Here is an 18,205-nt window from a genome sequence, read left to right on the forward strand (position 1 = left end):
TATGGATGACATTGATCAGCTCTTGGCCAACTTAGGATCGCCCTTGGGATCGCCTAAGTCTGCTCCCCGTCCAACGGTTCCCCCGGCTTCAGAAGGATCGAGGCCGGAAGGGGCGGCGGCGGTGAATTCGATCGAGGATTTGTTGAGTGGTTTGCACGAGACGACGAAGCGACAAGTGCGGAATCAGTTACGTCATTCGTCCCAAAATCCCTCGATCGATCGTCCCCTGGTTACGCCTGAGGCTCCATCGGTTTTTCCGGCCTCATCGTCTTCGGCTCCAGCATTGCCAGCGGAATTGTTGCAGCAAATTCAGACGCAGTATGAGGATCGCGATCGGCAATTACTAGAACAACAGCAAGCAGAACAAATCGCACAACAGCAGCAGGAACGCGATCGGCAACGTCGGCAGCAACAATTGCGAGAGCAACGACGGGCGGAACTTGCGAAGGGGGCACAGCAATGGTTGAAAACGCTGAAGCCGAATTCTGAGGAAGGGCGTTGGTTTGATGAGTTTGCCTGTAATTATGAGTCGCGGGTGGAGGCGGCGATCGATTATTTGGAGGCGCTTCAGGAAGTGAATAGTTGGCTGAAAACCCATCCGACGAGTTAGGGATTTGGGCATTTAGGGCTTTGAGTATCCGTTGAACCTGCATAATACGACGTGAGTTCGACAAGCCAAATTGTCCCTCACACATTTCCTGTGCTGGGACGGAGAATTCACTTTCGGGGGGTGTCGGGGGAGTAGAGTCCCCTGACATTGCAGGGGGGTGGGGAGAAGTTCCCCGATCTTCGCTGCGCAGCAGCCCCGACGATCGAACCGCACCACAAATTTATCGAACTCACGTTAATACGATGTCGGCCTCCATACTATATAGGTAAAAAATGATACTGGGATTGAGGTTTGTAAATACGGATTGACAGCGCCTCTTTTTATCCGTAAGGTTGTTTTTCATAGCGATCGCCATGGACATCCTTCTTTCAACGGGTCGGCATGAAGCATGGGGTCGCTGGGATCCAAAAATTTAGGGCACTACCCTTTGTTGCTGGTAACAACTCTGGGTAGCTATTCCCCCTCGCTGAGTCAGCAGCAAGGAGGCTTGTTGAGAATTTTAACATTCGATCGAGCCACTCTTGTTTGTGATGTCAAACGGGGTGGCTCTAAATTTTTGGGCTTCTTACCAACGCTCAACAGGAGAAGCTCAATTATGGCGAAAGGTTCTAGCGATCGGAGCGATCGCACAGTTCAACCTGAGAAACAACGCTTACAGATCCACTTAATCGGTCACAAGGAATTCGTGCAGGATACGATTAATCAATTCCATGCCCATCGGATTGCAGACAGGATTCACTGGAGTCAACCGATGAAGATTGTGCATTCGGACGGGCAATACATCAGCATCCTCAGTCGCGAGCGGCTGCGTTAACGGCTGAAGTTTAGGGTTCCCACGGGTTGTGTTAGTTATTTTGCAGTCTGTGGGTGTCTAACTCAAACGAGGTATTTGATTCCTAGAGGATCGATCTAAATCGGTCTAATTGAGATTTTTGGATATTAGGCGGCAAAGGAAGCTGAGGAGAGTGGAAGAAATAGTGAAACCTCTAGCATTTTGATTTAGCAAGGGGTAATATCCGGAAAGTTTAGTCATCCTAATGTCCCATTTTTTCAACTAGATAGAACTTTTCTATCCATTTGGGGTCTATCGGGGTATTAGGCAGAAAAAATCGATCTAATAATTATAGTTAGGCATCAGTTCACTCATTGCATCATAACTGCGGCGTGTTTTATACTTTTTAAATAAATTAATTTTATTTGAGGCAAAAGTATGTACCGTTTAAGTCCGGTGTTATTTTGGTTGATTGTTCTTGTCCTATTTCTACTAGCTTCTATTTTTTCAGCTGCACGTTTTGACATTGAAGCAATTGCCGTGAAGCAAAACGGTCATATTTTAATAGTAAAGAGCATATATTGGGGAGATCGAGTGGAAGAATGCACCGAGGATAAGCTGACACTTGTTTGTCAGCCTTACCACATCAACTTTCAGGAATAAGACAAGTATTCTAATTATGAAGATAGGAAAATTATGATCATCAGCTATCACTACTTAAGATATTTAGTCATTACTGTCTTGCTGCTATTCTCTACTATTGTTTTGACTGGATGTACTGATCTTACTGATCTTGAAGCAATAGCAACCACACCAGATGGGCGTATTTTGCTGTTGAAAGAAATAGAGCAAGAAGATGATTCACCTCGTGAGCAACATCTTTACTTTTGTAGTGATTTAAAGGGTAAGATCCCTCAATTAAGTTGTAGTTCAAATTTGAAGCTCTAACTATTATCTACCGTATACTGGCTATTATCTACCGTATACTGGTGTGACAATACATCGATTCTAGCTTAGAGCGACTGCATTGGTAGTTGACCTATCCCCATGCCTAACAAGACCCTGAGGGAGACGGTGCCAATAGCCAATGCTGAGCAACTTATCTTAATTGTCCTCTGTGGATTATTTGAGCAGCATGAATCTATCTAACGTCAGTTCAGGTTCAGCAGCAGGCTGTAAGGCCCAGTCAATCTGGAGAGCAGGTTTTTTGAGGCTGGTGGGAATAGGCGATCGACCCACAAATCACTTTAACCAAACAATTGACGGGGCTGCGATATGATTTCGCTGAGCCCCAAGCTGCGAGCTCGCTGACGGCAACCCAGCCCATGGCTCAGCAGTTGATTGCGCCACTGGGGTGCAAAGCTTTGGCAAAAGTCATCGACGGAGCAAACCCATTCTTCTAAACTCAACAGCAGTAAAGAAGGTTCAGTGTCTGGAATGACTGGAAGCCTGGAATCGCTATAATCAAATCGCTATAATCAAGCTGAACTCAGCTCAATGCGGCCCCATGTTGCGCGATCGCTACATCAATCTGCTCACCGACTTTGGCTTCAAGCGCCTGTTTGGGACTGAACCAAACAAAGACCTATTGATTGATTTTCTCAACACAATCTTGCCACCAGAGCATCATGTGCGCGACCTGACCTACCGTAACAACGAAAACATCGGTAACACAACCCTTGACCGCAAAGCGATCTTCGACATTTACTGCGAAAGCGACAGTGGCGAAAAGTTCATTGTTGAAATCCAAAAAGCCAAGCAGAATTACTTCAAAGACCGTAGTGTTTACTACGCCACCTTTCCGATTCAAGAACAGGCGACCCGTGGTGATTGGAACTACCAACTGACAGCGGTCTACACAGTCGGTATTTTAGACTTCATCTTTGACGACCACAAAGATGACCCGACGATCATGCATGTTGTCGAACTGAAAAACCAACAGGGAGAAGTATTTTACGACAAACTGAAATTTATCTATCTGGAGCTACCGAAATTCACAAAGCAGATCGAGCAACTCAACAATCATTTTGAGAAATGGCTCTTTTTGCTGAAGCATCTTTATGAGTTGGACACCCCCCCCGCAGCCTTACAAGAAGGGGTATTCCGGCGATTGTTTGAGGTGGCGGAGATTGCGCAGTTTTCGCCGATCGAGCGCGAGACCTACGAGAACAGTTTGAAATACTACCGCGACTTGAAGAATGTGGTGGATACGTCCAGAGAGGAAGGGCGCGAAGAAGGGCGCGAAGAAGGCCGTCGAGAAATCGTGGCTAATATGTTGCGAGCAAACGTCTCAGTCGAGTCCATCAGTCAGATGACCGGACTGTCGATCGCGACCATTCAGTCAATTCAAGCCGCATTAGATCAGCGCTAGCCACAGTCCACCGCTGATCACCCAATAGCGCCACCACCCGCTCTGAGTGACCGGCCTATTCGTCCACCGTTTTAGCAGACACATCTACTACATCCACTGCTTGCACATCGATCGTGCCTTCTGGCGTTAAGCGTGTTACCTTCCCCTGCACGGCCTGCAAGGGTTCTCCACAGTTGGGGCATTGGAATTGAGAGCCATTCAATCCAGAAATTTCATAGTCACAAACAGGACAACTCCCCTGCACTAGATTGCGCTTAATCCACCATTGCAGGCCAAAAATGCCCACGATCGGTAACAAAATCAGCAACCCGATCACCACAAGGGAAAACTGAATGAGCCAACCCAAGCCGAGGGAACCCAGCAGCCAAGCAAACAGGAGTAACCAGACCAACTGCCGCAGCCCATTGCCTAAGCCCAGCTGTGAAGTGGTAAACATCCCATTAAATGGACCATTTCTGCCTTGGCCGTTGGGGGGTGGAAATTGATTCATAGCTGGCTCCTTAACCAATGGAAGCAGGGGAGACGATGGTACAAAGTAGTACAGTGGGTACCAGATAGTACCAGCATCCGTGCTGCTTCTCCTAGGATAGGAGATCTCCTAGCAACCGGGCTACGGCGATCGCCCCTCTGAATGATTCGTTTGTCCGTACCTGCGGAGTTTGCTCCTGCCTGCTCTCGTCATTTGCTGCATGGTAAGTTCAATTCAGTTCAACCCAATCGCCTAGAAGGAACGATCGCACCACCATGGAAAAGCACGAAGCAATTACGATCGCGGAATATCAACTCACCGCCGAGTCGTTTAAAGTGGGGACCTGGGCGCACGATGTCAGCCAAAATCGTCAAGCCTTGGCCGCAGCAATGCCCCGCAATCCCGGTCGCATTCTAGATCTGGGCTGCGGCCCCGGTCGTGATCTGGTGGCATTTCAAGCCGAAGGCCATGATGTGGTCGGGCTGGATGCGACCCCGGCCTTTGTCGAGATGGCGCGGCAGGTCGCAAACTGTGAAGTCTGGCAGCAGACGTTTTTGGACTTGCAGCTACCCGAAAATTACTTCGATGGCATCTTTGCCAATGCTTCGTTGATCCATGTTCCCCGATCGGAGATGGTGCGGGTGCTGCGGGATTTGGGGCGATCGTTGGTGGCCCAAGGGGCGATTGTGATGTCGATGGTGCGGGGAGAGGGGGAAGGCTTTTCCCATCGACCTACGGGGGCTCGCTATGTCGTGGGTTGGGAGTATGACACCCTGGCTCCCTGTGTTGAAGCCGCAGGATTTCAGATCGTGCGGCACTACTACCGTCCTCCTAACGCCCCACCGGAAGCCCAGAACTGGCTGGCGATCGTTGCTCAAAAAATTGTGGCTCAGAAAGCAGGTTAGACGATGGGGGAGTGAGATTCGGGCGAGCAAAAGGCACTTATTCTGGCCAACCAGCTATTCTGGCCAACCAGCTATTCTGGCCAACCAGTAAAGGGTTTTACCCATTGTTGACGCAAAGCCCAGTCCAGTAACACCGCCGCGATCGCGAACATGCCAAAACTTTCGATCGCCAAAATTGCGCCAGCCAGCCATTCTCCCCGCAGGGCATGGTTGATATCGACCTGTGCCAAGCCCCGCACTAACCCAAAGGCTCCGATCGCCCCCGATCGTAGATGGGAATCCTGGCTAACACTCACCAAGTGGCGATAGGTAATGCCAAACAGAAACCCAGAAAAGCCCGCGATCGCCAAGCCCACGAGCCACGCTTCCGGCGATCGTAATAACGGATTGCTGGCTGGGGATAGGGCTGTTAAACCTGTCAAGGATCCGATCAAGGATCCGAGGAAATGTAGCCCGTAGGATTGATTCAGCCAAGTGGCTAGGGTGTAAATCACAGCGGTTCCGATCGCGCTAATCACCGCCGCTTTAATGGACTCTAGGCGCTCCTGCCACAGGCGTTCTGGTAAACGTTCCTGGGGTAAACGTTCTTGGAGTAAACGCTCCTGGCCTAGACGTTCCTGTGACTGCGGGTTCTCTGTTTGTGTTGGCTGGAATTCTGGCGTCTGCAATGCCTGCATCTGCTTTGATTCTTGCACCATCCTCTATCCCCTGTTCCCTGTAGCCTGTATCATAGGTACTGGTATTGTCTCCTATTGTGGCTAGTAATCGCGCTATGGATATTATTTCCTTCGGTTGGGCTGGTTTATTGACCGTTTTTACCTTCTCGATCGCTCTTGTGGTCTGGGGTCGTAACGGGTTCTAATTGCCAGTGTGATACCGGTTTATCCCTTCGATCCTTCAGATCGAACCCTTTGTAGGAGACGTGCCCATGGTGCGTCTCTCGCTATTTGCATCGATTTTATTGTGTCTGTTTGAATTCACCTATTGCGAAAAAATTTGACCTGCCCATGAGTACGACATTGTTTACCACCTTAGAAGTGGCTGCTGCGCTGTTGCTGGCGGTAATTACGGGGGGTGTAATCTATTTAACCGCTGCGGACTGGCGCGATCGCCGTCGCCGGGAAAATGAAGTCAAACGCTAAGCTGGACAACCCAGACAGTCATTCCAATTTTGAATACCCGTTCACCAAAAACCCCTGAACCTATGGATTCAGGGGTTTTGTGTAGCAATACAAGTCGCAGGATTCAGTCAATGGCCTGCAAGCTCATACCTAATTGCAGCAAGCTCATGCCTACTTAGCAGTAAAGCTCAGCCCAGCTGCGAGTTCCTCGCCGTAGGCTTCTTCACCATGTTCGTTGATATCGAGACCTTGGTATTCGGTTTCTTCGCTGGTGCGCAACCCGATCGTGGCATCCAGAACCTTCAGAATAATGAAGGTGCCGATCCCCGCGATCGCGTAGGTAACGGCGATCGCCACTAATTCAACGCCCAGTTCCCCAAAGTTGCCTTTCAGGACACCGTCTTTACCCGCCGAGTTAACCGCTAAATCGGCAAAGACAGCCGTCAAAATGGCCCCAACGGTTCCACCGACGCCATGCACCGGGAAGGTATCCAAGGAATCATCAAATTGCAATTTCGCCTTGAGGCTGACGGCAAAGAAGCAGCAAGTGGCGGTAATCGCGCCGATGAGCAAGGCAGATAGCGGAGACACAAAACCCGCTGCGGGCGTAATGCCCACCAAACCAGCGACAATCCCCGTGGCAATCCCCACAGCCGTCGGCTTACCGCGTAGCACCCATTCCAAAATGACCCACATCAAACCCGCAGCGGTGGCTGAGATGGTGGTGGTGGTGACCGCTGCTGCTGCCAATCCGCCAGAAGCCAGTGCGCTGCCTCCGTTGAATCCGAACCAACCAAAGAACAGTAAACCGGCACCTAACAGAATGAAGGGCACATTGTGGGGCGCAGCGGGTTGATTAGGATAGGTTTTGCGAGGGCCAATGACCCAAGCAGCCACTAACGCTGAAAATCCAGAGCTGATGTGGACGACGGTTCCGCCCGCAAAGTCGAGGGCACCCAGCCCCCCGTACAGTCCTAGGAAGCCACCCTTGGCCCAAACCATATGGGCAAAAATGGGATACAGAATCCCAGCCCAGAGAATCATGAACCAGAAATAAGCTTTGAAGCTGATCCGTTCAACGATCGCGCCTGAAATCAGAGCAGGGGTGATGATCGCGAAGGTCATCTGGTACAGCATGTAAAGCTGGTGAGGCACTGTGGCTGCGTAGGAAACGACTTCTTCCGGTGCAGATCCCTTGAGGTAGTCCGTCGTTTCCAGACCGACCCCATTCAAGAAGAGCCATTGGAGTCCGCCGATGAAGGGATTCCCAGGGGCAAAGGAGAGGCTATACCCCCATAGCACCCAGGTCACCCCCACAATGCCCATCATGATGAAGCTCATCATCATCGTATTTAGCACGTGCTTGGAACGGACAAACCCACCGTAGAAAAACGCCAACCCCGGTGTCATTAATAGAACTAATGCTGTGGAAATCAGCAACCATGCGGTATCTGCATTGGAGAGTGCTGTGTCTGCAACCTTTTGAGCGGCCTCAACGGGGGTAGGATCCGCCCACGCATTTCCGGTTAATGGGAATACCAGTAACCCTAAAGTGACTAATCCAATTCGTAAAAATTGATTCAACACAAGTTTTAGACCTTACAACCACTTAATGGAGTAGAACAGTGCTGGAATAGAAGCGTGCAGAGAACTAATTCTGCAAGGAATGAAAGAGAGGGAAAGATCCATACCGGCTCTGCACTAAAGAAGCTGCACTCAGAATTTAGACGTTGTGACATGGGATCTACAGGTATAGATCAGATTCACACCCTCGTATTGAATTGCATCAATTCATCAGCCGTAATTCTGTAGTCCAAGATACTTTTTAGTAAATTATACGATCGGAGTAAACTCGTGATCGGGCTATTCTCAGTAGAAATAACGACTCAAAGGCTGACTTCTCAAGGATTAGACCTATTTCCCTGTGAATCCTGTCATTTTGTAAATGTTTTCCGACAACGGCTATAAATTTGCAACGGAGTGTAATTTATAGCCTCCAACCGTTTTTTTGCTATGGCAAATGCCAATAGCCACTGAAGCGGAGGTGGGTGGCTATTGGCTGACTGGAATGAAGTGGGTTTGAATTGAACGCGGGATTAAGCAGCGCAGGATTAAGCCATGCGGGATTAAGCAGCGCAGGATTAAGCCATGCGGGATTAAGCAGCGCGGGATTAAGCTAAACCATGTCAAATAAAACCGTCGTCATATAGCGATCGGCCCAAGCGGTGCCAAAGGCTTTTTCCAGAACGCGGCGAGTCTTGTCATTTTGCTGTTGCTGGTTGCAGTAGTAGCGCTGCCCTGCTAAGAACTCTGCTTCCCGTTCTGGGGTGGGCTGGGTCGCAACTGCCTGTTGGCAATGGATGATCAGGTATTGGCAAACCCGATCGAGAAAGCGTTGTTCTTCTTCCGCGCTGTGGGGCTGGATAAATAAACAAAATGGCGAAAAAATATCACCCCAAGCAGGAAACTTACGCTGTTGGGCAAAGGTCATTTCTGGGAGTGCGCTAAGGTCGTCACAGTAATTTTCTGGAAGCCGACGATCGTCACTGGTGGGCGAGAGATCGGCGATCGCCATGCTAATTTGTCCCCGGCCTGAGACCAAATCGGCCCCAAACATGGGAATTGCATAGCTAGAATTGGGAAACATAACACAATGCAGAATGTCAAGATTGTTTCCCACCTTGGCCAGTTCCAAATGCAATTTGCGAAACTGGGGAGTCTGGTAGCATTTATTCTCAATGATCAGCTTTTCCCCTTCCATGCGCCCTTCCACATAACCCAAATCCTCCGGTAGGCTGTAGGGTTGCAGATCCAAGTGCTTGTGCCAGATGGCATCGATTTGATCGGCCAATTGACGAATGGTCGGATGTTGCTGAAATCGAATGGAAGTGTCAGGGAAGTTTACAGTCATGTCACTTGAGAAATGCACAGTGGGATAGTTAGGAACCGCGATCGCTAGGCAAGGGATGGAGACGACCCCATATCCTTGCATTTCAAAGCTCTTCTTAGAATACCGCTCGCAGGGGTGACATTCTGACGGTATGAACAACTGTAAAGCTTGACCTGATCAATCCACCAAATCAATCCACCGAATCAATCAACTGACTTCAATCAACCTATGGCTGGGCAAATTCTAGGCGATCGCTATCAAGTGGAACGGCAACTCAATAAGCAGGCGGGGCGTTGGACGCTCTTAGGTCGAGATTTAACCAGCCAGCAATGGGTGGTGCTCAAACTGCTGTTTGTCGATGACCAACTGATTCCCAGTGATCTCAAGCAGTTTGACCGGGAGATGCACGCCCTCCAAGCCCTGAGTCATCCCTGTATTCCCCAGTACCTGGGATATTTTGAGCATGAGCTGCCGATGGGCAAGGCGATCGTCTTGGTGCAGGACTACGTACCGGGCAATTCCCTCCAGGACTTGCTCCAGATGGGGCGAACGTTTACCGAACCCGAAGCCAAGCAATTAGCAACGGTCTTGCTCAAAGTTCTGGCCTATCTCCATCGACAAACCCCGCCTATGATCCACCGTGATCTGAAACCGGGCAATATTGTGCTGGCCGATCGACGCCCCCATCTGGTGGATTTTGGCTCGGTCAAGATGATGATTGGAGCCGAACGTTCCGCTTTCTCGATCGTGGGGACTGATGGCTATATGCCGCCGGAGCAGTTTAGTGGGCGGGCTGTAATGGCGTCGGATTTATATGGCTTGGGATCCACGATCGTGCATTTGGTGACGGGCCAACTCCCCAGTACCCTGCCGCGCAAGCAGGGCCAACTGCAACTTCAGGAGGTGATTGATCTCAGTCCGGCCTTTACCGACTGGTTGCAATGGATGACGGAAATGAGCCTCGATCGCCGCTTGCAAACTGCGGAAGAAGCCTTACTGGTGTTGAATACAGGACAGGTGCGAGGCATGCTGTAATCCTGCTGTAGGCCGGTCAAGCCTATCCTGCCCGCTGGGTGAATTGAGATCCAGCATGGGAAATCCGGCATTGAGATCCCAGGGTTCCGCTCTATAGTGAAAAGGGATGGACTGTGAAGCAGCGCGGGTAACGGATGGATTGCCCGATCGCCGCACAGGTAGACAAGAAGCGGAGGGAGTTATGTTTAATTTAGGCTGGACAGAAGTTGCCATCATTCTATTGGTGGCTGTGGTCATCTTTGGCCCCAAAAAAATTCCAGAACTGGGCAACACGTTTGGCAAAACCCTGCGGGGATTTAAAGAAGGGATGACCCAGGCGAATGATCCGCAGTCGTCGGATCGGGAGACTGGAGATTAATTCCACAGGAAAGGCTTTTTGCAGGCCCACGGTATTGCCTCCCGTTCTACGTTTCATGGGAGGATGATGCGGTTCGCGATCGATCTCTCCCATGCGCTTTGACATTCTGACTCTATTTCCTGATTTTTTTGCGTCGCCGCTCCAGTCGGGGTTGTTGGGGAAAGCGCTGGAGAAAGGAATTGCAGCGGTTCATCTGACCAATCCCCGCGACTTCACCACGGACAAGCACCACAAAGTGGATGATGAACCCTACGGCGGCGGCGTTGGCATGGTGATCAAGCCGGAACCTGTGTTTGCTGCGATCGAATCCTTACCCAGCTTGCCCAAGCGGGAACTGATTTACGTCACACCCCAGGGACAACCCATGACCCAAGGGCTCTTTAAGGAACTCGTCACCTATGACCAGGTGATTGTGCTCTGTGGGCATTACGAAGGGGTGGATGAACGGGTGATGAGCATTGTGACGCGGGAAGTGTCCCTGGGGGATTTTGTCTTGACCTGTGGGGAAATTCCGGCCCTGGCCTTATTAAATGGCACGATTCGCTTACTACCCGGCACGATCGGCAAAGCAGATTCCCTCAAGTTTGAAAGTTTTGAAGGGGAGGGCTTGCTGGACTATCCCCACTACACCCGTCCCTCGGAGTTTCGCGGCATGGCTGTCCCCGAAGTCCTGCGATCGGGCAACCATAAGGAAATTGAAAAATGGCGACGCCAGCAGCAGATCGATCGCACCCGCGATCGACGACCAGATCTCTACGCCCAATGGCTACAAAATCAGAGCGACTAGGCCCAGCGTGACCCACCCACCCTATTACGCTCCTACCTTCCTACGCCCTTAACCCGCCCACTCCCTTATCCACCCACCCAATAAAAGCCATCCCCCTGAAAAAAATCGTGCACTTTAAATAGACCCATGTATCTTGGTAGCTGTATGAGCAGATGTACTGGGAGATTGGTGCACCATGAGTAAAACCATGACGCGGTTGGCCGGAATCAGTGGCCTCATTCTTCTAGTGGGCTGCAATGGGCAACCCCAGTCTCAAACCAACCCCAAAAATTCCCAGGGAGATTTAACCGCCGTTGCGCCCCAGAGTTTTCCTGCGCCGATCGTCACGGGTAAAAACAATCAGCCCAAGTTACCCGAAGCCCCGGTTCTGGCGACGGTGCCCGTTCCGGGATTAATGAAAAGTACGAAGGCGGAAACCCGAGTCACTCAGGCTGCAATGGCGAACAAGCGGGATCCCTTTGCGACCCTATTACCTAGCCAAACGGTGATTAATCTGCCGCCCGGTAGTTTGCGATCGATCCCCTCAAAGGCGGGACAGCCATCCAAAACGACCCCTGCGGCCAAATCGGGCACCGTCGCTAGAAAATCCAACTCCCGCCTGCCGCAGATTGCCTTAAAGCCTTTGCCAACGCCTCGGGCCATGCAGCCGATCCCCTCAGCGGCGCTGCCGCCTCTGGCGGTTAACCCATTATCGGCTCCTCTGTCGGCTCCCATGTCCGCTCCGGTGGCCCCGCCTTCGTTGACGGAGTTGGCGGAAAACGTCGAAATTACGGGAGTGGTGCAGGTGGGCGATCGCATCATGGCGATCGCGAAGGCTCCCAACGAAGTCACGTCGCGCTATGTGCAGCAGGGGGATTACCTGTCCGGTGGGCAGGTGTTGCTGAAGGAAATCCGGATGCAGGGGCAAGGCGAACCGATCGTCATCCTGCAACAAAATGGCAGGCAGGTAATTAAGTCGATCGGGAGCACTGCGGGGCGGATGGCGGCCTTTCGACCGTTCTAGGGTTGGGCGGTTTTGGGTGCATCGCGATCAGGGACTTGAAAGAGTTGTTTGCAATGGGGAATGAGCGGAACCGTAGGCAATTAGCGGAACCGTAGGATTAGAAGTGATCTTTGCGGCGGCGCAGTTCTGCAAAGGTTGCGATCGGTTCGGTCTGCCCCATGGCTTGCTGAATTACGGGATTGTCCCAACGGAGGAACGGATTCGTCCGCTTTTCTAAACCCAGTTCAGTGGGGATGGTGGGCTGCTGCCGATCGCACAGGGTTTGTACCTGCTGGAAGCGAGTTTGGAGGTCGGCGTTCTGGGGATCTACCGTGAGCGCGAATTTCAGGTTGCTGAGGGTGTACTCGTGGGCGCACCAAATGCGGGTTGTTTCCGGTAACTGTTTCAACTGGGTCAAAGATTGCACCATTTGGGCGGGGGTGCCTTCAAATAAGCGTCCACAGCCTGCGGAAAAAAGGGTGTCTCCACAAAACAGTTCGCCCCAGGTATCGCCCCAGGTATCGCCCCAGGTGTCGCCCCAGGTGTCGTTCCAGGTGTTGTTCCAGGTGTCGTCTCCTGTATCGCCCCCGGTGTCGCCGCCCTTGGCCGGTGGGAAGTAATAGGCGATGTGACCCCGCGTGTGGCCGGGAATAAACAACACTTCGGCGGGACGATCGAGGAGGGTGAGGTGTTCGCCCCCCTGCAAAAATTGTGTTTGCCCAGGGATGCGTCCGCGATCGGTTTCGCTGGCGTAGACTTCTGCGTTGGGATAGGCGTGTAATAGGGCTGGGTTGCCGCCGACGTGATCTCGGTGGTGGTGGGTGTTGAGAATGGCAATCAGATCGGCTTTGAGGCTGGCAAGGGCCTTTAAGACTGGAGCAGCCTCTGTGGGGTCAACCACCACAGCCGAGTTGGTTGTCACGCTGTACAGTAAAAAAATGTAATTGGTTGAACTAGTTGGAAGACGGTGTATCTGCATGACTCCAGAAATGTTAATCAGAAAACTTGATGGGTGGATGATGGCAACGGAGAGGACGATCGCGGTTCGATCACGATCGTTGCATTGAGATCACGAATTTAGAAAAAATTCATTCTTTTCAACCATTATTTACCTTTTAAACAAAAAATTTCAGTGTTTATTCGGATACTACGAATCCTTGTAGTTTATGCGAGAAAAAAATCAGTAACAATGCGGATGATTTTGTTTGCGATCGGGTCATACTCACATAGTAAGTGTTCCTAATTCGCTACTCCCCAAGATAGAGATCCTTCTAGGGGCAGAAATCTGTGGATTGCCTCTTGAAAGGGCTTGAGTCCTGAAAATTGTCAGTTTTAGCTTCTACCCATTCCCATTGTTTCTCGGAATCTACCCGACTTGAATTTTTGAACGCTATGGTACGGATCCCAAAACGAATAAATGGCTCGCTTCAAGTGTTGATTGAAGAGGTTTATCGATCGGGCCGTATGAGTCGTCAGGTTTATCTTTTGATGACGGCGACGCTCTTGTCTGGACAAAAGGTCAGCCCGGAAGAACGACAACAGATTATTCGCGTGCTAGATAGTCTTAAATTGGGCAGACTGAGCATGATCAATTAGCACGATCGCACTGGACGATCGCGGAATGTCTGCTATGCCCAAGGTTTCTCTCATCGTCAGTGATTTGTCTGGAGGGGGCGCTGTCCGCGCGTTTCTGTTGGGACAGGTGTTGCGGCAATTGGACTGTAACGTTGAGGTGGTGGGTTTGCAGTTTGGGCCGGATTTGTATGCGGTGCCGCCGGAGGGGGTTCCGGTGGTTGCGATTCCTGGCCAAGCCCATCCCCACTGGTGGAAGGCGGTACGATCGCTGTTGCCCCGGTTGGATGGTGATATTTTGTATGCGGTGAAGCCGAAGCCGAGTAGTTTTGGGATTGGGCTGGTGCGGCGCTGGCAGACGGGGAAACCGCTGTGGCTCGATATGGATGACTGGGAGTTGAGCTGGTGTGGTGGGGATGATTGGCGCTACAGGCCCTCGCCTAAGCAGTTATACCGGGATCTGTTTAAACGCCATGGGCAGTTGCGTGAACCGGATCATCCGCTTTATGTGAAATGGTTGGAGCGGTGGGTGCCGAAGGCGGATGCGCTGACGGTGGATACTAGTTTTTTGCAGCAGCGGTTTGGCGGGCTGTATGTGCCCAATGGTAAGGATACGGATTTGTTTGATCCGGCTCCCTACGACCCGGATGGGGTGCGATCGCGCTATGGGTTGGCGGGGTATCGGGTGCTGATGTTTCCGGGTGCGCCGCGACCGCATAAGGGGGTGGAGGATGTGCTGGAGGCGTTGGAGATTTTGAATCAAGCTGATCTGCGGGTGGTGATTATTGGGGGGAGTCCCTATGATGACTATGACGATCGCTTGAAGCAACGCTGGGGGAAATGGATTGTGCAATTGCCCCGATCGCCGGTGGAGAAGATGCCGGAGTTGGTGGCGGCGGCCCATGTGGTGGTGGTGCCGCAACGGGATACGCTGACGGCTCAGGCGCAGTTTCCGCTGAAGTTGAGTGATGGGATGGCGATGGGGAAACCGATTCTTTCGACGCGGGTGGGGGATATTCCTGAGATTTTGCAGGATACGGGGTATTTGGTGGAACCGGGGCAGCCTCAGCAGATTGCGGAGATGATTCAATACATTTTTAGTCACTGGGATGAGGCGCAGGACAAGGGATATCGGGCGAGACAACGCTGTGTGAAGCATTACGGGATGGTATCGATGGGAGAAACGCTGGGACGAATGCTACGGGGTGTTCAGAAGGGCTAAGCGATCGAGAGTTTCCTGCAATCACGATCGAACTTAATTGTGATTGCTTTTACTAATGCATAGAAACCTCTAAACCCAACGTAAAATCGATTAATAAAGATATCTCTTACAAATTCCCTGTGCTTGGACGCAGAATTCACTGGTTGTCGGGGCACTTTTCTCAAATCTTTGCTGCGGAGCAGCCCCGACGATCGGGCCGCACCACGAATTCATCGAACTCAAGTTAATAGGGGTGATAGGGAATGAAGACGATCTCGCCTTCTACCTGTTGCCTTCTACCTGTTGCCAAATGCCATGTTACTAAACATCACAACCTTGCAAACAATCGCAAAACAGTTGACAGCGCCCCACTTTACCCCTAGGCTGGTTTTTCATAGCTGAGTGCAACCGTGTTCGCAAAGTCCCGATTGGATCAGCTAAGACCCCAAAAATTAAAGCGCTACCCAGCGTTGCTGTAACAACAAAGGGTAGCTAAACCCCAAGCTGAGTATGGCAGCTAGGCGGTCTGACACGGATTGTAACATTCGATCGGGCCACCCTACTTGTCCTGCGCAAAAGGGTGGCTTTAATTTTTGGGATTTCTTCCCCCCTCTACATTTAGGAGAAATCCCATGTTTGTTAGTTTTGACAATCTCGATCGCGCGATCGAGGACGATCGTAAACCGTTGAAATTTTATTTACTCGGCACTCGCGAAGACGTGCAATCCACCATTAATCAATTGCAGGTGTTGCGATTTTCTGAACGGATTCGTTGGAGTCCCCCCGTTCCCGTTCCTAGCTCCGATTGGCAATACGTCAGCGTGATGGAGCGCGATCGAGCGTAGTGTAAACACCTAAAAACCGGGATTTTCTGAAAATCCCGGTTTTTGGAGATAGCGCGGTCGATGCCGGAGTTTTGGTTGGGTTACCGCTGTCTGGGGAGGTTGCAAAAAAAAAACGGTTTTTGGAAAGCGATATCTACGATCGACTAAGCCTGTTTGAGATACCGCTTAAAAAAGCCAAACGTCATATCCCACGCTTCCTGGGCCGCAGCAGGCGCATAGGTTTCCCGCTGATCATTGGCAAACCCGTGCTGCGTGTTGGGAAACACACTCAAGGTATAACGCTTGCGGGCATTGGTTAACGCCGTGGTAATGCGGGCATGTTCCTCCGCATTAATGTACTGATCCTCCGCGCTATAAATCAGCAATAACGGAGACTTCATGTCTGGAATGCGATCGAGCAACGACGCCCGTCCCAATGGGTCAGGATTCGAGGCAATACCACCGCCGTAAAAAGCCACCGAAGCCTTGATGCGATCGGGGTAGGCCGCATTGGCAAGAAACGCAAACCGTCCCCCCATGCAAAAGCCCACCGTTCCGATCGCCGTTGCCTTCACCTCAGGCCGTTTCCCCAGAAAATCTAACGACTGCCCCAGTTCCTTGGTAAACTGCTCATCCTTCATCGTTTTGAGCTTACCGATCGCCCCCGGTAAATCCTTATAGTCAAACACATCCCCGTAATAAATATCCGGTGCCAGGGCCGCATAGCCATACTTGGCACACATATCGCAAATCCCCTTGATTTGGCTATTCAATCCAAAGGCTTCCATGATCACAATCACGGCAGGAAAGGGTTTCTTCGCTTTTGGATCCGTAGGGGTGACGTAATAACCCTGGAGCTTACCCGCGATCGGCACCATTTTGCCCTGGGGAGAACCCGCCATCCCTGAATGCTGATGGGTCTGCATTTTGGCTTGGACGTTCTGCCCAGAGGTCGCCGCTGAAGTGGCTACCGTCGCCGCGATCGCAGAAGTTCCCAATAAAAGATTCCGACGCTTCATTAAACCCAAATCTCCCAAAATCCAAATCTCGCTTCCCTTCCTACTATAGGCAATCTCCCCCACGGTTGGGATTGGCACTGTTTAACCCAGCGCATTAATTCCGCGCATTAATCCAGCGCAAAGCACAAAAAATAAGCGCTCAGACTGACCTGAACGCTTACCCAAATTTCTAATACCAAGATTTCTGCCAACAGCCTTGATTTTTGCAAACAGCCTTTTCAGAGAAATTGCTTGAATTCCCTAAAAATAGATTGCTTAACGATTGCGATAGGGAACCGTTTTTTCGATATCGATGTTTTGAACCGAAGTTGTGCTGGGGCGGCCTGCTGTGGCGTTGAGGCTTCTGGCCATTCTGAGGAACAGGCTGGGGTCGCCCGTCTTGGGTTGGTCTTGGTAGGAACGGAAAGTACGAACCGATTCTTGCCAAATGCCTTGGGGGAAGCCCAGCTTGTCTCGGTAGTAGGCATCGTAACGGGGCGAGGTGATGTTGAAGGGGATTTCACCCACAGCACGGCTGGGCAGAGTCCGACGGCGATGGTAGGGAACGGTATTTTCCCCAAAGCTTTCGATGTACTCATCACTATTGAGGAGTTCATCCACAAAACCCTTCACGCCTTTGGTCATCACGATCGCAGACCAAGCGATTTTCTCAGCTTCGCTGTAGGGCCGACGACCCAACACTTTTTGAATGCAGTGCTCAACAAAACGATAGTTGCTGTTCTTGTTATAGAAACTATCAATGAAGGTGTTTGATAGGAGCAAGCCTCGGATGAAGTCGCGCACGGTAATCTGCCGATTCCGCAGTTGGGATTCTAGGACAATTTCCCGATCCCACCGGAAGGCATGGAAAAAAATCTGCCGGTAAGCTGCATTAATCAGATCCCCCATATCCGTATGAGAAAACTGATCATCGGTTGAATAAATGATAGCTTCATCATCCCGAGCGCCCAGCGCATCGACACGCTGGTTTGGACAGGAAGGAGAATAAGCTAACAGAGGAATAGCCACGTTTACAAAATCTCCCAGTCTTACACAACTTTCAAGTTGTCCCGATTATATAAGTGAGAGGGAATCCGAATCTTCAGGGATTGAATAAAACGTTACAGATTGCATCCCCCCTTGTAGCACGTTTCCCAGCAACATCCAGCAATCCCTAGCAATCCCTAGCAATCCCTAGCAATCCCTAGTTCAATACCCGAGTAGCCTCAATACCCAAGTAGCCGATGAAGAGCGAGCAACGGTCAGCCGATCGCCTTTCGCTGAAAACAGATTGAGCAAGATTAAGAAAA

The 18,205-nt window shown here is 51.0% G+C and carries 21 protein-coding genes; 14 read left to right on the plus strand and 7 right to left on the minus strand.

Annotated elements, in window-relative coordinates; genetic code table 11:
• Position 1 precedes the first annotated feature (1 nt).
• From H6G21_RS18700 to H6G21_RS18715, 4 genes are all read left to right on the plus strand, one after another.
• On the plus strand, positions 2–610 hold the full coding sequence (locus tag H6G21_RS18700) for a hypothetical protein (protein ID WP_190574928.1): 609 nt from the start codon (positions 2–4) through the stop codon (positions 608–610).
• A 595-nt stretch (positions 611–1,205) separates the two neighbouring features.
• Positions 1,206–1,424 carry a hypothetical protein gene (locus tag H6G21_RS18705; RefSeq protein WP_190574929.1) on the plus strand — a complete coding sequence of 73 codons (219 nt, stop codon included), beginning with the start codon at positions 1,206–1,208 and terminating at the stop codon, positions 1,422–1,424.
• Positions 1,425–2,078: 654 nt separating this feature from the next.
• Positions 2,079–2,330 carry a hypothetical protein gene (locus H6G21_RS18710; RefSeq protein ID WP_190574930.1) on the plus strand — a complete coding sequence of 84 codons (252 nt, stop codon included), beginning with the start codon at positions 2,079–2,081 and terminating at the stop codon, positions 2,328–2,330.
• A 559-nt stretch (positions 2,331–2,889) separates the two neighbouring features.
• Entirely contained in the window at positions 2,890–3,753 is an 864-nt protein-coding gene (locus H6G21_RS18715) for an Rpn family recombination-promoting nuclease/putative transposase (protein ID WP_190574931.1), read from the plus strand.
• A 55-nt stretch (positions 3,754–3,808) separates the two neighbouring features.
• Here the strand turns inward: H6G21_RS18715 and H6G21_RS18720 are convergent, their stop codons facing one another.
• Positions 3,809–4,189: a zinc finger domain-containing protein gene (locus H6G21_RS18720; protein ID WP_190574960.1), complete on the minus strand. Its 381-nt coding sequence runs from the start codon at positions 4,187–4,189 to the stop codon at positions 3,809–3,811.
• A gap of 308 nt (positions 4,190–4,497) precedes the next feature.
• Here H6G21_RS18720 and H6G21_RS18725 point away from each other — a divergent pair, with 308 nt between their 5' ends.
• A complete protein-coding gene (locus tag H6G21_RS18725; RefSeq protein ID WP_190574932.1) occupies positions 4,498–5,127 on the plus strand; it encodes a class I SAM-dependent methyltransferase in 630 nt (209 codons plus the stop codon).
• Positions 5,128–5,198: 71 nt separating this feature from the next.
• On the opposite strand, the gene H6G21_RS18730 is transcribed toward H6G21_RS18725, so the two are convergent.
• On the minus strand, positions 5,199–5,825 hold the full coding sequence (locus H6G21_RS18730; RefSeq protein WP_199307306.1) for a hypothetical protein: 627 nt from the start codon (positions 5,823–5,825) through the stop codon (positions 5,199–5,201).
• Positions 5,826–5,899: 74 nt separating this feature from the next.
• Between H6G21_RS18730 and petN the strand changes: the two genes are divergently transcribed.
• Together petN and H6G21_RS26070 are read left to right on the plus strand one after the other, a co-directional pair.
• The gene (gene petN / locus H6G21_RS18735) at positions 5,900–5,989 is read left to right on the plus strand and encodes a cytochrome b6-f complex subunit PetN (RefSeq protein WP_190574962.1); all 90 of its coding nucleotides are present in this window, start codon (positions 5,900–5,902) and stop codon (positions 5,987–5,989) included.
• A gap of 145 nt (positions 5,990–6,134) precedes the next feature.
• On the plus strand, positions 6,135–6,269 hold the full coding sequence (locus H6G21_RS26070; RefSeq protein ID WP_277875310.1) for a hypothetical protein: 135 nt from the start codon (positions 6,135–6,137) through the stop codon (positions 6,267–6,269).
• Positions 6,270–6,419: 150 nt separating this feature from the next.
• Here the strand turns inward: H6G21_RS26070 and H6G21_RS18740 are convergent, their stop codons facing one another.
• Positions 6,420–7,835 carry an ammonium transporter gene (locus H6G21_RS18740; protein ID WP_190574933.1) on the minus strand — a complete coding sequence of 472 codons (1,416 nt, stop codon included), beginning with the start codon at positions 7,833–7,835 and terminating at the stop codon, positions 6,420–6,422.
• A 589-nt stretch (positions 7,836–8,424) separates the two neighbouring features.
• A complete protein-coding gene (locus H6G21_RS18745) occupies positions 8,425–9,159 on the minus strand; it encodes a phycocyanobilin:ferredoxin oxidoreductase (protein ID WP_190574963.1) in 735 nt (244 codons plus the stop codon).
• 207 nt (positions 9,160–9,366) lie between these two features.
• On the opposite strand from H6G21_RS18745, the gene H6G21_RS18750 reads away from it, so the two are divergent.
• From H6G21_RS18750 to H6G21_RS18765, 4 genes are all read left to right on the plus strand, one after another.
• The gene (locus tag H6G21_RS18750) at positions 9,367–10,173 is read left to right on the plus strand and encodes a serine/threonine-protein kinase (RefSeq protein ID WP_190574934.1); all 807 of its coding nucleotides are present in this window, start codon (positions 9,367–9,369) and stop codon (positions 10,171–10,173) included.
• 181 nt (positions 10,174–10,354) lie between these two features.
• Positions 10,355–10,531, plus strand: coding sequence for a twin-arginine translocase TatA/TatE family subunit (locus H6G21_RS18755; protein ID WP_190574964.1), 177 nt, complete (start codon positions 10,355–10,357; stop codon positions 10,529–10,531).
• 91 nt (positions 10,532–10,622) lie between these two features.
• Positions 10,623–11,318 (plus strand): tRNA (guanosine(37)-N1)-methyltransferase TrmD, encoded by a 696-nt coding sequence (gene trmD, locus H6G21_RS18760; RefSeq protein WP_190574935.1) that lies wholly within the window; start codon positions 10,623–10,625, stop codon positions 11,316–11,318.
• A 175-nt stretch (positions 11,319–11,493) separates the two neighbouring features.
• Complete coding sequence (locus tag H6G21_RS18765) at positions 11,494–12,321, plus strand: hypothetical protein (protein WP_190574936.1); 828 nt, start codon at positions 11,494–11,496, stop codon at positions 12,319–12,321.
• A gap of 97 nt (positions 12,322–12,418) precedes the next feature.
• On the opposite strand, the gene H6G21_RS18770 is transcribed toward H6G21_RS18765, so the two are convergent.
• Positions 12,419–13,279, minus strand: coding sequence for a hydroxyacylglutathione hydrolase (locus tag H6G21_RS18770; RefSeq protein WP_190574937.1), 861 nt, complete (start codon positions 13,277–13,279; stop codon positions 12,419–12,421).
• A gap of 413 nt (positions 13,280–13,692) precedes the next feature.
• Here H6G21_RS18770 and H6G21_RS18775 point away from each other — a divergent pair, with 413 nt between their 5' ends.
• The 3 genes from H6G21_RS18775 to H6G21_RS18785 all read left to right on the plus strand — a co-directional run bounded on the left by H6G21_RS18775 (position 13,693) and on the right by H6G21_RS18785 (position 15,918).
• Positions 13,693–13,896 carry a hypothetical protein gene (locus tag H6G21_RS18775; RefSeq protein WP_190574938.1) on the plus strand — a complete coding sequence of 68 codons (204 nt, stop codon included), beginning with the start codon at positions 13,693–13,695 and terminating at the stop codon, positions 13,894–13,896.
• A 25-nt stretch (positions 13,897–13,921) separates the two neighbouring features.
• Complete coding sequence (locus tag H6G21_RS18780; protein ID WP_190574939.1) at positions 13,922–15,094, plus strand: glycosyltransferase; 1,173 nt, start codon at positions 13,922–13,924, stop codon at positions 15,092–15,094.
• Between the two features lie 611 nt (positions 15,095–15,705).
• Positions 15,706–15,918, plus strand: coding sequence for a hypothetical protein (locus H6G21_RS18785; protein WP_190574940.1), 213 nt, complete (start codon positions 15,706–15,708; stop codon positions 15,916–15,918).
• Positions 15,919–16,061: 143 nt separating this feature from the next.
• Here the strand turns inward: H6G21_RS18785 and H6G21_RS18790 are convergent, their stop codons facing one another.
• Both H6G21_RS18790 and H6G21_RS18795 read right to left on the minus strand, forming a co-directional pair.
• Complete coding sequence (locus H6G21_RS18790) at positions 16,062–16,916, minus strand: dienelactone hydrolase family protein (RefSeq protein ID WP_190574941.1); 855 nt, start codon at positions 16,914–16,916, stop codon at positions 16,062–16,064.
• A 255-nt stretch (positions 16,917–17,171) separates the two neighbouring features.
• Positions 17,172–17,924 carry a phycobilisome rod-core linker polypeptide gene (locus tag H6G21_RS18795; protein WP_190574942.1) on the minus strand — a complete coding sequence of 251 codons (753 nt, stop codon included), beginning with the start codon at positions 17,922–17,924 and terminating at the stop codon, positions 17,172–17,174.
• Positions 17,925–18,205: the final 281 nt, after the last annotated feature.

It is taken from the genome of Alkalinema sp. FACHB-956, assembly GCF_014697025.1.
Taxonomy (GTDB): Bacteria; Cyanobacteriota; Cyanobacteriia; order Leptolyngbyales; family Leptolyngbyaceae; genus Alkalinema.

What these genes read in the sequence shown, in the direction of transcription:
- H6G21_RS18780 (WP_190574939.1), top strand. Translation starts at nt 13,922, where the DNA reads ATGTCTGCTATGCCCAAGGTTTCTCTCATCGTCAGTGATTTGTCTGGA.
- H6G21_RS18700 (WP_190574928.1), top strand. Translation starts at nt 2, where the DNA reads ATGGATGACATTGATCAGCTCTTGGCCAACTTAGGATCGCCCTTGGGA.
- H6G21_RS18725 (WP_190574932.1), top strand. Translation starts at nt 4,498, where the DNA reads ATGGAAAAGCACGAAGCAATTACGATCGCGGAATATCAACTCACCGCC.
- H6G21_RS18765 (WP_190574936.1), top strand. Translation starts at nt 11,494, where the DNA reads ATGAGTAAAACCATGACGCGGTTGGCCGGAATCAGTGGCCTCATTCTT.
- H6G21_RS18785 (WP_190574940.1), top strand. Translation starts at nt 15,706, where the DNA reads ATGTTTGTTAGTTTTGACAATCTCGATCGCGCGATCGAGGACGATCGT.
- H6G21_RS18715 (WP_190574931.1), top strand. Translation starts at nt 2,890, where the DNA reads ATGTTGCGCGATCGCTACATCAATCTGCTCACCGACTTTGGCTTCAAG.
- H6G21_RS26070 (WP_277875310.1), top strand. Translation starts at nt 6,135, where the DNA reads ATGAGTACGACATTGTTTACCACCTTAGAAGTGGCTGCTGCGCTGTTG.
- H6G21_RS18720 (WP_190574960.1), bottom strand. Translation starts at nt 4,189, where the DNA reads ATGTTTACCACTTCACAGCTGGGCTTAGGCAATGGGCTGCGGCAGTTG.
- H6G21_RS18745 (WP_190574963.1), bottom strand. Translation starts at nt 9,159, where the DNA reads ATGACTGTAAACTTCCCTGACACTTCCATTCGATTTCAGCAACATCCG.
- H6G21_RS18770 (WP_190574937.1), bottom strand. Translation starts at nt 13,279, where the DNA reads ATGCAGATACACCGTCTTCCAACTAGTTCAACCAATTACATTTTTTTA.
- H6G21_RS18755 (WP_190574964.1), top strand. Translation starts at nt 10,355, where the DNA reads ATGTTTAATTTAGGCTGGACAGAAGTTGCCATCATTCTATTGGTGGCT.
- H6G21_RS18710 (WP_190574930.1), top strand. Translation starts at nt 2,079, where the DNA reads ATGATCATCAGCTATCACTACTTAAGATATTTAGTCATTACTGTCTTG.
- H6G21_RS18705 (WP_190574929.1), top strand. Translation starts at nt 1,206, where the DNA reads ATGGCGAAAGGTTCTAGCGATCGGAGCGATCGCACAGTTCAACCTGAG.
- trmD (WP_190574935.1), top strand. Translation starts at nt 10,623, where the DNA reads ATGCGCTTTGACATTCTGACTCTATTTCCTGATTTTTTTGCGTCGCCG.
- H6G21_RS18750 (WP_190574934.1), top strand. Translation starts at nt 9,367, where the DNA reads ATGGCTGGGCAAATTCTAGGCGATCGCTATCAAGTGGAACGGCAACTC.
- H6G21_RS18730 (WP_199307306.1), bottom strand. Translation starts at nt 5,825, where the DNA reads ATGGTGCAAGAATCAAAGCAGATGCAGGCATTGCAGACGCCAGAATTC.
- H6G21_RS18775 (WP_190574938.1), top strand. Translation starts at nt 13,693, where the DNA reads ATGGTACGGATCCCAAAACGAATAAATGGCTCGCTTCAAGTGTTGATT.
- H6G21_RS18790 (WP_190574941.1), bottom strand. Translation starts at nt 16,916, where the DNA reads ATGAAGCGTCGGAATCTTTTATTGGGAACTTCTGCGATCGCGGCGACG.
- petN (WP_190574962.1), top strand. Translation starts at nt 5,900, where the DNA reads ATGGATATTATTTCCTTCGGTTGGGCTGGTTTATTGACCGTTTTTACC.